The sequence below is a fragment of the Thermaerobacter litoralis genome, from assembly GCF_054654595.1.
This window is the reverse complement of the sequence record NZ_BAAIES010000009.1, coordinates 604792-619057: the sequence shown is the minus strand read 5'-3', so window position 1 is coordinate 619057 and position 14266 is coordinate 604792. Positions and strand designations below refer to the sequence as shown.

Sequence of the window (14266 nt, the reverse complement as noted above, 5' to 3'; positions counted from 1 at the left end):
GCCGGTTCGTCCGGCAACGGGAGAGAGGGGCGGGAAGCGCAATGGTGCCGTGGCTCCGCAGGCTGCTGGCCGTGGTCCTCGTGCTGGCCCTGGCGGGGGGCGCGATGGCGGCTACCCGCCACCTGCGGCCACGGTCGACCTTGCTGGAAGGGGCGCTGCAGGAGGTGCTGGCGCCCCTTAGCGGCGTTGCGGCGCGCATGGCCCGGGGCGCCGGGGAGATCGGCCGGACCGTGGCCACCCTGACCCGGTTGGAGGCGGAGAACCAGCAACTGCGGGAGGAACTGGAGCGCCTGCGGGGCGTGGAGGCCCAGGTGCGCCAGTTGGAGCGGGAGAACCGCCAGCTGGAGGAACTGCTGGGTCTGAAACAGGCCCGGCCCGACGCGGTCCTGGCGGCCCGGGTCACCGGGCGAACGCCCGACCGCTGGTACCAGGAGATCACTCTGGACCAGGGCTCGGCCGACGGCGTGGAACCCGACATGGTCGCCGTGGTGCCCGGCGGCGTGGTGGGCCGGGTGGTGGCGGTGACGCCCCACAGCGCCCGGGTCCTTTTGATCACCGATCCCGAGAGCGGTGTTGGCGCCCTGATCGGGCGCAGCGGCGAAGCGGGGGTCGTCTACGGGCGGGGTGGGGACCTGCCCCGACTGGTGATGACCCTCTTCGCAGCCGACGCCGACGTCCGGGTGGGCGACGACGTGGTGACCTCCGGGCTCGGGCCGGTCTTCCCGCCGGGGCTTCCCATCGGTACGGTGACCTCCGTCGGCCGGGATCCCACGGGGCTGGGCATCCAGGTGACGGTGGAACCCAGTGCGCCCTTGAACCGGCTGGCCGCGGTGCTGCTGCTGGAGCCCGCCCGCAAGGGGCTGGCGCCGGTCGGCGGCGGGACGGCCGCGGCGCCGGGCGGTGGCCCGGCGGCCGTAGCGGGCTCCCCGGCTGCCGGGGCCGGCGAGCTGGGGCCGGGGGCCGGGGAGCCCGGCGTCAGCCGGGGGACCGGCGCGCCCTCCGGAGGGCCGGGGGGTACGGCGCCGTCGGGCGGGCAAGACACCCGTCAGGGCGTCGGTACGGTCCCGGTCGGCCCGGCGGACGGGGGAGGCGGCGGCAGCGGGACCGTCTCGGGTAGCGGGCCGTCGGAGCCCGCCGGGAGCCCGCCCGGCGGCGGGGAGCCGGCGGGCGCGGCGGGCGGGGACGATGCCGCCTCCGGGGCTTGGGGCATGAGCGCGGGCGCGGCAGCAGCGGCCGGGGCGACCGCGGCCGGGAGGGGAACACCATGAGGCGGCCCCTGCGCTGGACCCTGCTAGGGCTCCTGGCCCTGTGGCTGGAGGTCACCCTGGTCCCGGCCGCCGGATTGCCCCGGCTGCACCTGCCCCTGTTGCTGGCCGCCGCCACGGGCCTGGTCTACGGTCCCCGGCAGGGGATCGCCGTCGGGGCGGTGGCCGGCCTCTGGCTCGATCTCTGGACGGGCCGGCTGGTCGGCTCCTGGACCCTGCTGGGTGCGGCGGCGGGCTGGGCTGCGGGCAAGGCCGGGGAGAGCCTCTACCGCGACGTGCCCGGCCTCTCGCCGGCCCTGGGGGTGGCCTTCACGGGCCTGGCCGAGACCGCCCGCGGGCTCCTGGTGGCTGCGGCTGCGGGCCTGCCGGTGACGGTGCAGGACGTGGCCGGGTGGTGGCGGTCCCTGGTCCCGGAGCTGGTGGCGGCGGCGGTCGTCGCGCCCCTGCTGTTCCGGTTCGTCCTGGGCATCGAGCGGCGGGAACGGGAGGCCCGGGAGGCGGAGATCCCGGGCGGCTGGCGGGGAGGATGGCCATGAACCCGGAGGAACTGGCCCGCCGGCAGCGCCTGCGCCGGCGCAACATCCTGATGGGGCTCCTGGTGCTGTGGACGGTGATCCTCCTGGGCCGCCTCTACATGCTGCAGGTGGTCATGGGGGACGAACTCAGCGAGTACGCCGCCGGCCAGCGGCTGCGCAAGGTCTACGTCCCGGCGCCCCGGGGCCAGATCCTGGACCGCCGGGGGCAGGTGCTGGCCACCTCCGTGCCGGCCTATTCGGCCTATCTCGTCTACACCCGGGAGGGGCTCGACCCCGCGGCGCGCCAGCTGCTGAGCCGGATCCTGGGCATCCCCGTGGAGGCCATCACCGAGGCGGAGGCGCAGCTGCGGGTGCGGCCCGTGCCCGAGATCCCCGTGCGCCTCAAGGCGGAGCTGACGCCGGCGGAGATCACCGCCCTGGCGGAGAACCGGGACCGGCTGCCGGGGGTGCTGGTCGAACCCCAGCCCCTGAGGACCTATCCCGGTGGCACCCTGGCCGCCCACGTGCTGGGCTACGTGCGGGAAGGGAAGCGGCCGTGGCAGCTGGTCGGGGAGAGCGGCATCGAGGCCACCTACAACGGCCCCGTCCAACTGCCTGACGGCCGCACCCTTCAGGGGTTGACGGGCGTTGACGGCCAGCGCCTGGTGGAGGTGGACGCCCGGGGCCGCCCCCTGAGCGACGAGTCCCGCCACCTGCTGCTGGGCGGCGATGCCGAGCGGTATGCGGTGCCGCCCCGGCCGGGCAACACCCTGGTCCTCACCCTGGATGCCCGGGTCCAGAAGGCGGCGGAAGAAGCCCTGGCCCGGCGGATTCAGGAGCTGCGGGAGCTGCAGGTGAATCCCTGCCCCTGCCCGGCGCGCAACGGTGCCGCTGTCGCCGTGGACGTGCGTACCGGGGCCATCCTGGCCATGGCCTCCTACCCCACCTTCGACCCCAACGACTACGCGCGGCAGGCCTTCATGGAACCGAGCGACCCGCGCTATGCCGAGGTTAACCGCCGGATCGACGAGCAGAACACCTGGGACAAGAAGTACCGGGGCCGCCCGGTGCTGGGCCCCTTGCTGAACCTGGCCCTGTATCCCCGGGCGCCCGGGTCGACCTTCAAGCCCATCACGGCCCTGGCGGCCATGGTGCGGGGGGTGCTGCCAGGCTCGGTGTACTGCAGCGGCGAATACCTGTACGCCGGGCACGAATACGGCGACTGGCAGGCCCACGGCCGCGTCGACTTCGACAAGGCCATCGGCCGGTCGTGCAACGTGTACTTCTACCAGGCGGGCCAGCGGGCGGGCATCGAGGCCATCGTCGACGTGGCGACCCAGTTCGGCCTGGGGCAGCCCACGGGCCTCCGGGACCTGCCGGGGGACAAGGCGGGTACCCTGGGGTCGCCGGAGACCAAGGCGCGGTTGGAACCCGAAGATCCCACCTGGTACGGCGGCCACACGTTGAATGCGGCCATCGGCCAGGGCTACCACGCCTTCACGCCCCTGCAGATGGCCCTGTACATCGCCACCCTGGCCAACGGGGGCACGCGCTACCGGCCCTACCTGGTCCAGGAGATCCGCGACCCCCAGACCGGGCGGGTCCTCTGGGAGGCCCAGCCCGATCCCCTGAACACCGTGGACATCCCTTCCGCCTACCTGGAGCGGGTGCGGGAGGCCATGGTGACGGTGACCCAGGACAACGGCGGCTGGTACGGGACGGCCTACGGCGTCTTCCGCGACGCGCCCTACGTGGCCGGGGGCAAGACGGGAACCGCCGAAGTCGGGGAGCGCCTGCCCGAGTCGGAGAACGACGGCTGGTTCGTCGCCTTCGCGCCGGCCGGCAAGGGCGAGCAGCCCGAGATCGCCGTGGCCGTGGTGGTCCACGCCGGCGGCGGTGGGGCCCTGGCCGCCGGCCCGGTGGCCCGGGCCATGCTGGATGCCTACTTCGCCGGCCGCTACGGCCTCCCGGCAAACGCCACCGAGGCGGCCCAGGAGGCGCACCAGGACGCGGCCCGGGGGGCGACGGTGGTCCCCGCCGATTGAGGCCCCGGGACAGGGGCCAGGGGCGGGGGCGCCGGCCCCGGTCGGCTTCCCGGTGCTGGCTTCGCCGGCGCCGGGCGGCGGGCCCCGTGGCTGCTCCCGGGTTCCCCGGGGGTCGCCGGCCGGGGCCGCCGCCGGTTGCCGGCCGGCCCGGGTCCAACCGGCCGGCGACACCCACCGGCGCCGGTGCCGCCTCCTGCCGAACTTTGCGCCGGCCGGCCGGGGCGCTGCGACACCGTTCGCGGCAGGACTTGTCCCCCCCGGGGCGAAGGAGCGGTCAGCGCCGGTTTGGAAGGGGGGGCCGCGGTGAAGGGATCGCCGCAGGTGATCAGGGCCGGGGACGAGGTGATCGTCTCCCTGGCCGGCGACCTGGACTTCCCCACCTTGTGCACCACCTTGGAACGGATGCTGGCGGGTGACCCCAGCCTGCGCGAATGCCCCGCCCTGGTGCTGGATACGGGCCGCATGCAGCTCACCGCCGATCAGGTGATGGCCCTGGAAGGCCTGGTCAGCCGCTACGGCGGCGCGCGCCTGCTCCACGTGATCACCGAGCAGGTCGACGAGGCCGGGGGCCGCCGGAGCCCATCCCGCCCGCCCGGGGGGGGCCCATGGACCATGCCGCCGGGGTGGGCGGTGCGGGAGGAGATCCCGGCATCCCGGCCCCCGGGCGAGCCGGCGGCCCACGGACCCCGGCCGGCCGGGCCCGGCAACGGCGGCGGGGCCGGCCCGGCCGCCGCACCCGCCCGGCGCCGCCGCACGCCGGGGGCTGCCGGCGAGGGCGCAGGACGGGGCGCGGCCCGCGGCGGCGACAGCGCCGGCAGGGCCCCGGGGGAGCCTGCCTTCCCCGGGACCGCCCGGGAGGGCTCGCCGATCCCGGGCGCCACGCCGCCGGACGAACCGGCCCCGGCGGCCGGCGCGGCCGGTTCCTCCGCCGGCGGCCGCCGCGGCGGGGCCGGGGAGGCGACGCGGTCCACAACAGCCTCCAGCACCACCGCCACGGGGCCGGCCGCCGGGACCGGCGGTGCCGGGGACGGGGCGGCGGGAGCCGCGGTGGCGGTGCCGGCGGGGCCCGCCCTGGCGGTCCCGCCCCCGGCGGGCGGGGTTGCCGCCCCGCCGGCGGGGACCGGAGCCCAGGTCGCCCCCGGGGCCGGGACCACGGCGGCGGGGCGCGCTCCGTCCGGGGGCGTCGCAGCCCGGGCGGTCCGGGGCGCCGGCAGGACCCGGGCGGGGGTCGTGGTGCGGCGAACCTTGCGCTCGGGCCACCGGCTGGTCTACGACGGCGACGTGGTCATCCTGGGGGACGTCAACCCCGGGGCCGAGGTCATGGCCACCGGGGACGTGGTGGTCTTCGGCCGCCTGCGGGGGACGGTCCACGCCGGTTTCAAGGGCGACGAGCAGGCCGTGGTGGCCGCCCTGGTGATGGAGCCCGTCCAGCTGCGCATCGGCCGCCGGATCGGCCGGTCGCCCGACGGCGAGTCCCCGGCGGTGGGGCCGGGTGGACGGTCGACGGGCCATCGCGGGACGGCGGCGCCGCGCGGCCCCGAGATCGCCTGGGTCCGCGACGGGCAGGTGCTGGTCGAGCCCTTCGACCCCGCCCGCTGGTTCTGGCAGCGCCGGCAGGAGCAGGACCGGGCAGGGCGGGACGGGGCGCGGAGGGTTGCCGGAGGGTAGACCCGCGGGAGGCCGCCGGCCGCGGGAGGGGATCCGGCCCGCGGCGGGGCCGCCAAAGAGGAGGGGACGCCTTGGGCACGACGCTGGTGATCACCTCGGGCAAGGGCGGCGTCGGCAAGACGACGACCACCGCCAACCTGGGCACGGCCCTGGCCCTGACGGGCAAGCGGGTGGTCCTGGTCGATGCCGACATCGGCCTGCGTAACCTGGACGTGGTCATGGGCCTGGAGAACCGGATCGTCTACGACCTGGTCGACGTGGTGGAGGGGTTCTGCCGGCTGCGCCAGGCGCTGATCAAGGACAAGCGCTTCGACGGCCTGTTCCTCCTGCCGGCGGCCCAGACCAAGGACAAGTCGGCGGTCCAGCCGGAGCAATTCAAGGCCCTGTGCGACGAGCTGGCCCAGGAGTTCGACTACGTGCTGGTCGACAGCCCGGCGGGGATCGAGCAGGGCTTCCGCAACGCCATCGCCGGCGCCCAGGAGGCCCTGGTGGTCTGTACCCCCGATGTGTCGTCGGTCCGGGACGCCGACCGGGTGATCGGCCTGCTGGAGGCCGAGGGCCTCGCGTCTCCGCGGCTCATCATCAACAAGCTGCGGCCGGAGATGGTCCAGCAGGGCCGCCAGATGGGGGTCGAGGACGTGTTGGACGTCCTGGCCGTGGAGCTCATCGGGGTTGTGCCCGAGGACGAGCAGGTGGTCGACTCCACCAACCGGGGCGAGCCCGTGGTGGCCCACGAGCGCAGCCGGGCGGGGCGCGCCTACCGGGACATCGTCCGCCGGCTGTTGGGCGAGCAGGTCCCCTTCCCCGATTTCAAGGAGGAACACGGCCTGTTCGGGCGGCTGCGGCGGCTCCTGGGCGGGGCCTGAGCCGGCGGCCGCGCCTGGGCGGCACGGTAGCCGCAGCCGGACCGTCCAGGTCCCGGGTCCGGCCCGGGGCCGTGGGATCGTGGGGAGGGATGAAGGGTGATCCAGCTTCTGGCCCGCGTCCTGGGCCGCGGCGGCGCCGCGACCGGGCAAGGCGGCGCGCCGGGGTCCCGCGCCGGCGGTGGGGCGGGAGGGGGCTCCGGCCGGATGGCCAGCAAGGACATCGCCCGGGAACGGCTCAAGCTGATGCTGGTCCACGACCGGGTGGACATGGAGCCCGAGCTGATGGAGGCGCTGAAGGACGACCTGATCCGCGCCATCTCCCGTTACCTGGAGGTCGACCGCTCGGCCATGGAGGTGAGCCTGCACCGGGAGGCCTCGACGGTGGCCCTGGTGGCCAGCATCCCCGTGCGGGCCGTGCGCCGGCGGCCCCTGGCGGCGGGCGACGGCGAACCCTGAGGGCCCGCAGTGGCGCGGCCCAGCCGGGGGGCATCCGGGGCATCCCGGCGGGGCGGCAGCCCCTGCCAGCGGCCCACGGCGGCAGGCAGCCCCACCTACCTAGGGCGGCGCCGGCTGCTATCATGGGAGGGGCCGGTGGCGTGCGGGCGCCCCGCCGGCCACCGGCCTGCCGGTTCCACCGGTGAACGGGGCCCGGACCGGAAGGTGTCCCGGGCCGGCGGGAACGGCCGGCCGCCGGTCGCCCCGATGGCGCGGAAGGGAGGGAAGCCCGTGGGCTTGCTGGACCGTCGCCTGCTCAAGACCCTGGATTTGCCCTTGATCGCCCTGGTCATGGTCCTCATGGCCTGCGGGCTGGTGCTGATCGCCGTCGCCGTCCGGGCGCGGGGCATGGTCGACCTGGTGGAGAAGCAGGCGATCTTCGCGGCGGCCGGTTTGGCCTTAATGCTGGCCGTGACCCTGTGGGTCGATTACCGCACCCTGCCACGCATCCAGTGGTACCTCTACGGCGCGGCCCTGGTAGGCCTGGCCGCCATGCTGGTGGTGGCCCCGGAGACCAACGGGTGCCGCTGCTGGATCAACGCCGGCCCCATCAGCCTGCAGCCGGCGGAGTTCGTCAAGCCGATCCTGATCCTGGTGCTGGCCGACTGGCTGGCCCGCCACGAGGACCGCCCCTGGACCTGGTGGGACCTGGCCCCCGTGCTGGCCATCGTGGTCCCGCCCGCGCTGCTGGTCCTCAAGCAGCCCGACCTGGGCACGGTGCTGGTCTTCTTCGGCATCGCCGGCGGGATGCTGCTCATGGCCGGCTACCCGGCGGCGCGGCTCTTCGGCCTGGCGGTCGCCGGCCTGGCGGCGGCCGTGGCCCTGGTCTGGGCCCAGCTGCGCTTTCCCGACAAGCTCTCCCTGCTCGAGCCCCACCAGCTGATGCGCCTGGTGGTCTTCATCAATCCCTACAACGACGGCCAGAACGGGCTGGGGGCGGGCTATCACGTGCTCCAGTCGCGCCTGGCCGTGGGCAACGGCCGGCTCTTCGGCCAGGGCTTGACCGGGGCGAGCCAGACGGCCACCAGCTTCCTGCCCGAGCCCCAGACCGACTTCATCTTCGCCGTGGCGGCCGAGACCCTGGGCTTCGTGGGCATCACCGTGCTGGTCCTGCTGCTTCTGGGCTTGCTGCTGCGGGCCCTCCACGACGCCACCCAGGCGGGGGACACCTTCGGCATGCTGCTGGGCGCCGGGGTCGTCTCCATGCTGGCCACCCACTTCATCATCAACGCGGGGATGACCGTGGGCCTGATGCCCATCACCGGCCTGCCGCTGCCGTTCATCAGCTACGGCGGCAGCAACCTGATCACCAACTGCCTGAGCCTGGGCCTGCTGATGAGCGCCTACGCCCGCCGGCACAAGATCCTCTTCTGAATGTCCCACCGGTGCTGACGCCCCACCGGCTAGCCCATCGGCCGCGGCACCTGCGGTGACCCCACTGGCGGAGGCACCCCAGGCTACCCCAGCGGCTCGCCTGCACCCTGGGAGCCTGCGCTGCCAGCGCGTGCCCGCACCCTCTGGTGCCCCCATTGCCGGGGCCGTCCCGCGGCGGCGGGCTCCGGGCCGGGGTGTGGCGGCGAAGGCGACCCCGGGCCGCGGGGGTGGACCCAGGGTCCGGCCGCCCGACCAGCATAGGGATGGCTCGGGTATCCATATACTGCGCCCGGAGGGACGGCCCATGGTGTCCCCAGGCGCAGGCGGAGAACGGGACGAACGCGGCCCCCAGGCCGGGTCCGGTGGGCCCGGCACCCCCGCGGTTCCTGGCGAGCCGGCGGCGGTGGGTCCGGCCGGGAACGGAACCTTGGGGGCCGGCGCCGGCGACGCCGGTCCGGCAGCCTTCCCGGCGCCGGAGACCACGGTCGCCCCCGGCCCGGCCGCTTCCACGGGAGCGGGGGTGGAGGGTCCTGCCGGGGTCGGGACCGGCGGCCCGCCCGGGTCCCGTCCGGTGCCGCCCCCCGGCGGCTGGATGCCCGGCGCGCGCCACGGCGCGGGCTGGTGGGTACCCCTTTGCCTTGCCCTGGCACTGGTGGCGGGGCGCTGGTTGCCCGGGGACGCCGGGGAGGCCTGGGCCCGCGCCGCGGGACGGTTGGTGGAAGCCAACTGGCTGGAGCGCCCGCAGGTGGCCCAGTGGCTGGCGCGGCTGCCCGGCGGTGGGTGGCTGCAGGAGGCCGTCCTGGGGTCCGCCCCCGGGGACGCCGGCGCGGCCGGCGCCGGCGTCCCCGGCGGGAGCCTGCCTGCGCTGGCGCCGCTGGCGCCGGACCCGGCGGGGTCCGGCGCCAGCGGTGGGCCCACCGGCGCTTCCGGCGCCGGCCACGGGCCCACCGGCGCTTCCGGCGCCGGCGGCGCCGGAAGCGCCGCGGGCAGCGGCCCCACCCCCGGGGCTCTCCCGGGGGATCCCTCCGCGGGTGCCGCCGCCGGCTTGCCCGCCGCCCCATCGGGCGGCGGGCCCGGCGATCCGTCTGCAGCCGGCAATGGGGAATGGACCGAGCCCGGCGGTTCGGCCGGCGGCGGTCCGGCCGGCGACGCCGGTTTGTCCCGCGACACCGGTTCGGCCGGTGGCGCCGGTTCGTCCCCCGGCGGCGGTTCGGCCGGCGCCGCCGGTTCGTCCCACGACACCGGTTCGTCCCGGGAGAATTGGGAGCCATCCTGGGACTGGCCGGTGGACGGCCGGGTGACGGAACCCTTCGGCTGGCGCCTGGACGACGGCGACGCGCCCCGGTTCCATGAGGGCATCGACATCGCCGCGCCCGCTGGCACCGCGGTGCGGGCGGCGGCGGCCGGGGTCGTGACCCGGGTGTGGTACGACCGGGCCGGGCTCGGGTGGATGGTGGAGGTCGACCACGGCGGCGGGTGGGTGACCCGCTACGCCGTGGTGGATCACGTGGTGGTCCGGGACCGGGACGCCGTGGCGGCCGGCCAGGTCCTGGCCGCCGTGGCCGCCGAGGGGGAGGGCGCCGGTCCCCACCTGCACTTCGAGATGCGCCAGCGGGGGCAGGCGGTCGACCCGGAGCTCCACCTGCCGGCCGGGGGCGGCAGTTAAAGGACCTGGCCAGGGGCGACCACCGGGCGCCGCGGACCCGCATCGCCCGCCGGCGCGGCGTTGGCTGCACCGCGCCGCCCGCCACCGGGCGTGGGCCGGCCTGAGGCTTGGGGTTCGTGACCCGCCCGGCGCCGGACGCGAGGAGGCGAGGGCCCCTGCACCTGGGCAGCTTCCTGGGCGTGGCCGTGTTCGTCCACCCGCTGCTTTTGGTCCTGGTGGCCCTGGCGGCGGTCCTGGGCTTGCCCGGGCAGTTGCTCCTGCTGCTGGCCGTCCTGGCGACCCACGAGCTGGCCCACCTGATCGCCGCCCGGCTTTGTGGCCTGGAGATCGCCCGCCTGGAGTTCCTGCCCTACGGCGCCGTGGCCGACATCCGGGGACCGGGCCGGCGGGAACCCCTGGTCGAAGCCGTGGTGGCCCTGGCCGGGCCGCTGAACAACCTGCTGCTGCTGGCCGGCAGCATCGCCCTGCACCAGGCCGGCTGGCTCCAGGGACCCTGGGTGGCTCCCTTCCAGGCGGCCAACCTGACCATGGCCCTGTTCAACCTGCTGCCCGCCCTGCCGCTGGACGGTGGCCGCATCCTGCTGGCCTTCTTGAAGCGGACCCGCGGCCCGCGCCAGGCGGTGATGACCCTGGGCCGGCTGGGGCGCGGGGTGGCGGTCGCCCTGGCGGCGGCCACGGCCCTGGCCTTCTACTGGCAGGTCCTGGCGCCCCACCTGCTGGCGGCCTCGGTGACCATCTGGGTCGGCACCGCGCGGGAGGAGCAGTGGGTCGGCGTCACCGCCCTGCGCGGCCTGTGGACCAAACGGGGACGACTGCGGCGGGTGGGGCTCCTGCCCGTCCACCGCCTGATCGCCCTGGAGACCACCAGCCTGCGCCAGGTGGCCGAGGCCCTGCGCCCGGGCAGCTACCACGAGATCGTGGTGGTCGACGGCCAGCAGCGCACCCTGGGCGAGGTGGACGAGGGCCTGCTCCTGCGCGGCATTTTGCAATTGGGTCTGGATGCCCCGGTGCGCGACCTCCTGGAGTGGCGTCCCTGATGCCCCGGCCGGGGCCGGTCCATGGGCGGCCGGAGTGTCGTCCCGCACGGGTTCCTCGGGGGCGCCGTCCCGCAAGGGGGTCCTCGCTTGCTGTCGCCCCGTGTCGCGTGGGCCGCCTCGCACAGGACCCCGAGATCCGGTACGGTCCTCCCTTGCTGTCGCCCCATGTCGCCGCCATCGAGTTCTGTCGTGACCACCCGCCTTTCCCGTCGCATTGCCGGAGCCGGTGCCCGCCATATTTCTCCATAGCAGCGCGCCAGGGCGTACGGTGGCGCGGCGGCCAGCGGGCCCGCGGGGCGGCGCGCCGGGGCGGTGCTCCGGGGCGGCGTGGATGACGGCCCGCCGATGGATTAAACTGAGCTTATCTACAAGTTTGGAGTGGTTTTTCATGAACAAGTCCATCCTGGTCACGGTGGAACCCGACGAGACACGGGTCGCCGTGCTGGAAGACGACCGGCTGGTCGAGGTCTACCACGAGCGGCCGTCGACCCAGCGGGTCGTGGGGAACGTCTACAAGGGGCGGGTGGAGAACGTCCTGCCCGGCATGCAAGCCGCCTTCGTCAACATCGGTCTGGAACGCAACGCCTTCCTCTACGTGGCCGACGCCATCCCCCGCGGCGACGAGGCCGACGACGACGAGCTGCCCGACGACCTCCGCCAGGCCGCCATCACCGACATCCTCCACCCCGGCCAGGAGATCATCGTCCAGATCACCAAGGAGCCCACCGGGACCAAGGGCGCGCGGGTGACGCGCCACCTCACCCTGCCCGGCCGGCTGCTGGTGCTGATGCCGGGCGTCGACTACGTCGGGGTCTCCCGCCGCATCCACGACGAGAAGGAGCGCCAGCGGCTCAAGCAGCTGGCCCAGGCCCTGCAGCCGCCCGGCGCGGGCCTGATCGTCCGCACGGCGGCGGAGGGCCGCAGCGAGGCCGAGCTGCGCGGGGACGTGGAGTACCTCACCCGCCTGTGGGCCGACATCCAGCAGCGGGCGCGGCGCCAGCGGGCCCCGGTGTTGCTCTACCGGGACCTGGGGCTGGTCTTCCGCGTGGTCCGGGACATGCTGACGCCGGAGGTCGACCGGGTCCTGATCGACGATCCCGCCGAGTACCGGCGGATCCTGGACCTCATGGCCACCTTCGCCATCCCCCTGCGGGACCGGGTGCAGCTCTACCAGAACCGTGAGGCCGGCCTGTTCGAGCAATTCGGCATCAACGAGGAGATCGAGCGGGCTCTCAAACGCCGGGTCTGGCTCAAGAGCGGCGGCTACCTGGTGATCGACCAGACCGAGGCCCTGACGGCCATCGACGTCAACACCGGCAAGTTCGTCGGGTCGAAGAACCTGGCGGACACCGTCTTCCGCACCAACATGGAGGCTGCGGCCGAGATCGCGCGCCAGCTCCGCCTGCGGGACATCGGCGGCATCATCGTCATCGACTTCATCGACATGGACGAACCGGCCCACCGCCAGCGGGTGGTCCAGGAGCTGGAGCGGCACCTGGCCCGGGACCACACCAAGGCCACGGTGCTGGGCATCACCGCCCTAGGGCTGGTGGAGATGACCCGCAAGAAGGGCCGGCGCAGCCTGCTGGAGCAGCTGACCCGGGAGTGCCCCTACTGCGAGGGCCGCGGCCGGGTCCTCAGCGAGGAGAGCGCGGCGCGCCGGGTGCGCCGGGAGATCAAGCGCATCCTGCGCCACTCCCCCAGCGAGGCCATCCTGGTGGAGGTCCACCCCTCGGTGGCGTCCCTGCTGATCGGCCCCGGCGGTGCGAACCTGCGGGAGCTGGAGCGGGAGACGGGGCGCAGCGTCTTCATCCGGGGCCGGGAGGACGTTCACCTGGAGGCCATGCACCTGGTCGCCCTGGGGAGCCGGGCGGAGGTGGAGCGGCAGGCCCTGCCGGTTCATCCGGGCCAGCGGCTCGAGCTGGAGGTGGAGGAGCGCCACGCCACCAACCAGGCCGACGGCATCGCGCGCCTGGAGGGGTACGTGATCGACATCCAGGGCGCCGGGAACCGGGTGGGCCAGCGGGTGGTGGTGGAGATCACCCGCGCCTACCGCACCTATGCCAGGGCAAAGGTGGTCTCCTGAGCGCCGCGTGCACCGAAGGGCCCCGCTTGCCTTGACACCCCTGGCCCCGGGCGACTAGAATACTAGCGCTGTGAAGGCCCCGGCTGCGCGGGGGCCCCTTTTTCTGCCCTTTTCCGGCCAAATTTCCGGCCACGCCGGCCGGCCGGCGCCGCGGGGGCGCACCCCGTGAACCGCCGGCTGGGAGCGCGCGAGATAGCCAACGCAGCCAGGTGGAGGCGGGGTGACGCCATGTACGCCATCATCGAGACGGGGGGCAAGCAGTACCGGGTGCAGGAAGGCGACGTGCTGCGCCTGGATAAGCTGCCCGCAGGCGAGAACGAGACGGTGGTCTTCGACCGGGTGCTGGCGGTCAAGCAGGGTGACGAGTTCCGCATCGGGACCCCGGTGGTCGAGGGGGCCCGCGTCACGGGCCACGTGCTGGGCCACGGCCGGGACCGCAAGATCATCGTCTTCAAGTACCGGCCCAAGGTGAACTACCGGCGCAAGCGGGGTCACCGCCAGGCCTTCACCCGGGTGAAGATCGACCGCATCGAGGCGTGAGCCGTGATCCGGGCCGTGTTCTTCCGCGATGGCCGGGGCGCCATCACCCGTTTCGAGATCACCGGCCACGCCGGGTTCGCCGAGCGCGGGGAGGACATCGTGTGCGCCGCCGTCTCGGCCCTGGGGCAGGCGGCGATCCTGGGCCTGGAAGAGGTTCTGAACCTGGTGCCCGAGGTGGAGCTGGACGAGGAGGGGCGGCTGGTGTGCCAGCTGCCCGCGGCGGTGCCGCCTGAGGTGGAGCGCGCCGCCCAGGCGATCCTGGAGACGGCGCGGGTGGGGATCCAGGCCATCGCCGGCGACTACGACGATTACGTGCGCGTGGAGGAACGGACGACCGGAGGGAGGTGAGGTCCATGCGCCGGATCAACCTGCAGCTGTTCGCTCACAAGAAGGGCGGCGGCAGCACCCGCAACGGTCGCGACAGCAACCCCAAGTACCTGGGCGTCAAGCGGTACGAGGGGCAGGTCGTGCGCGCCGGCACCATCCTGGTGCGGCAGCGCGGGACGCGGTTCCATCCCGGCAAGCACGTGGGCCGGGGTGGCGATGACACCCTGTTCGCTCTGATCGATGGCGTCGTCCAGTTCGGCACCCGGGGCGGCCGCCGCGTGGTCAACGTGGTGCCGCTGGCGGCGGTCGAGCCCACCCAGGTTGCCGCCGACTGACGCCACCCCCTTGCCAGGCGCCTCCGCTGCGGCCGGAACCGGTTGGG

General features: G+C 74.7%; 13 protein-coding genes. All 13 read left to right on the top strand.

Annotated elements, in window-relative coordinates; all coding sequences use genetic code 11:
- Positions 1-44: 44 nt before the first annotated feature.
- The 13 genes from mreC to rpmA all read left to right on the top strand — a co-directional run bounded on the left by mreC (position 45) and on the right by rpmA (position 14219).
- Complete coding sequence (gene mreC / locus ACYQ02_RS09680; protein WP_460040226.1) at positions 45-1268, top strand: rod shape-determining protein MreC; 1224 nt, start codon at positions 45-47, stop codon at positions 1266-1268.
- A complete protein-coding gene (locus tag ACYQ02_RS09675; RefSeq protein ID WP_460040225.1) occupies positions 1265-1801 on the top strand; it encodes a hypothetical protein in 537 nt (178 codons plus the stop codon). The genes mreC and ACYQ02_RS09675 overlap by 4 nt, the downstream gene beginning before the upstream one ends.
- A complete protein-coding gene (mrdA, locus tag ACYQ02_RS09670; RefSeq protein WP_460040224.1) occupies positions 1798-3825 on the top strand; it encodes a penicillin-binding protein 2 in 2028 nt (675 codons plus the stop codon). The genes ACYQ02_RS09675 and mrdA overlap by 4 nt, the downstream gene beginning before the upstream one ends.
- A gap of 303 nt (positions 3826-4128) precedes the next feature.
- Positions 4129-5493 (top strand): septum site-determining protein MinC, encoded by a 1365-nt coding sequence (locus ACYQ02_RS09665; RefSeq protein ID WP_460040223.1) that lies wholly within the window; start codon positions 4129-4131, stop codon positions 5491-5493.
- Between the two features lie 71 nt (positions 5494-5564).
- Positions 5565-6359, top strand: coding sequence for a septum site-determining protein MinD (minD, locus tag ACYQ02_RS09660; RefSeq protein ID WP_460040222.1), 795 nt, complete (start codon positions 5565-5567; stop codon positions 6357-6359).
- Between the two features lie 96 nt (positions 6360-6455).
- Complete coding sequence (minE, locus tag ACYQ02_RS09655; RefSeq protein ID WP_460040221.1) at positions 6456-6815, top strand: cell division topological specificity factor MinE; 360 nt, start codon at positions 6456-6458, stop codon at positions 6813-6815.
- Between the two features lie 270 nt (positions 6816-7085).
- Positions 7086-8228 (top strand): rod shape-determining protein RodA, encoded by a 1143-nt coding sequence (rodA, locus tag ACYQ02_RS09650; RefSeq protein WP_460040220.1) that lies wholly within the window; start codon positions 7086-7088, stop codon positions 8226-8228.
- 304 nt (positions 8229-8532) lie between these two features.
- Positions 8533-9894 carry a murein hydrolase activator EnvC family protein gene (locus tag ACYQ02_RS09645; RefSeq protein ID WP_460040219.1) on the top strand — a complete coding sequence of 454 codons (1362 nt, stop codon included), beginning with the start codon at positions 8533-8535 and terminating at the stop codon, positions 9892-9894.
- 116 nt (positions 9895-10010) lie between these two features.
- The gene (locus ACYQ02_RS09640) at positions 10011-10931 is read left to right on the top strand and encodes a site-2 protease family protein (RefSeq protein ID WP_460040218.1); all 921 of its coding nucleotides are present in this window, start codon (positions 10011-10013) and stop codon (positions 10929-10931) included.
- A gap of 388 nt (positions 10932-11319) precedes the next feature.
- Positions 11320-13017, top strand: a complete 1698-nt coding sequence (locus tag ACYQ02_RS09635; RefSeq protein ID WP_460040217.1) for an Rne/Rng family ribonuclease — start codon at positions 11320-11322, stop codon at positions 13015-13017.
- 228 nt (positions 13018-13245) lie between these two features.
- Complete coding sequence (gene rplU / locus ACYQ02_RS09630) at positions 13246-13557, top strand: 50S ribosomal protein L21 (protein ID WP_460040216.1); 312 nt, start codon at positions 13246-13248, stop codon at positions 13555-13557.
- A gap of 3 nt (positions 13558-13560) precedes the next feature.
- Entirely contained in the window at positions 13561-13905 is a 345-nt protein-coding gene (locus tag ACYQ02_RS09625; protein ID WP_460040215.1) for a ribosomal-processing cysteine protease Prp, read from the top strand.
- A gap of 5 nt (positions 13906-13910) precedes the next feature.
- A complete protein-coding gene (gene rpmA, locus ACYQ02_RS09620; protein WP_460040214.1) occupies positions 13911-14219 on the top strand; it encodes a 50S ribosomal protein L27 in 309 nt (102 codons plus the stop codon).
- Positions 14220-14266: the final 47 nt, after the last annotated feature.

Bases quoted from the DNA above. Each gene is read 5' to 3' on its own strand.
- ACYQ02_RS09675 (WP_460040225.1), top strand. From the start codon at position 1,265: ATGAGGCGGCCCCTGCGCTGGACCCTGCTAGGGCTCCTGGCCCTGTGG.
- mrdA (WP_460040224.1), top strand. From the start codon at position 1,798: ATGAACCCGGAGGAACTGGCCCGCCGGCAGCGCCTGCGCCGGCGCAAC.
- ACYQ02_RS09645 (WP_460040219.1), top strand. From the start codon at position 8,533: ATGGTGTCCCCAGGCGCAGGCGGAGAACGGGACGAACGCGGCCCCCAG.
- ACYQ02_RS09635 (WP_460040217.1), top strand. From the start codon at position 11,320: ATGAACAAGTCCATCCTGGTCACGGTGGAACCCGACGAGACACGGGTC.
- rplU (WP_460040216.1), top strand. From the start codon at position 13,246: ATGTACGCCATCATCGAGACGGGGGGCAAGCAGTACCGGGTGCAGGAA.
- rpmA (WP_460040214.1), top strand. From the start codon at position 13,911: ATGCGCCGGATCAACCTGCAGCTGTTCGCTCACAAGAAGGGCGGCGGC.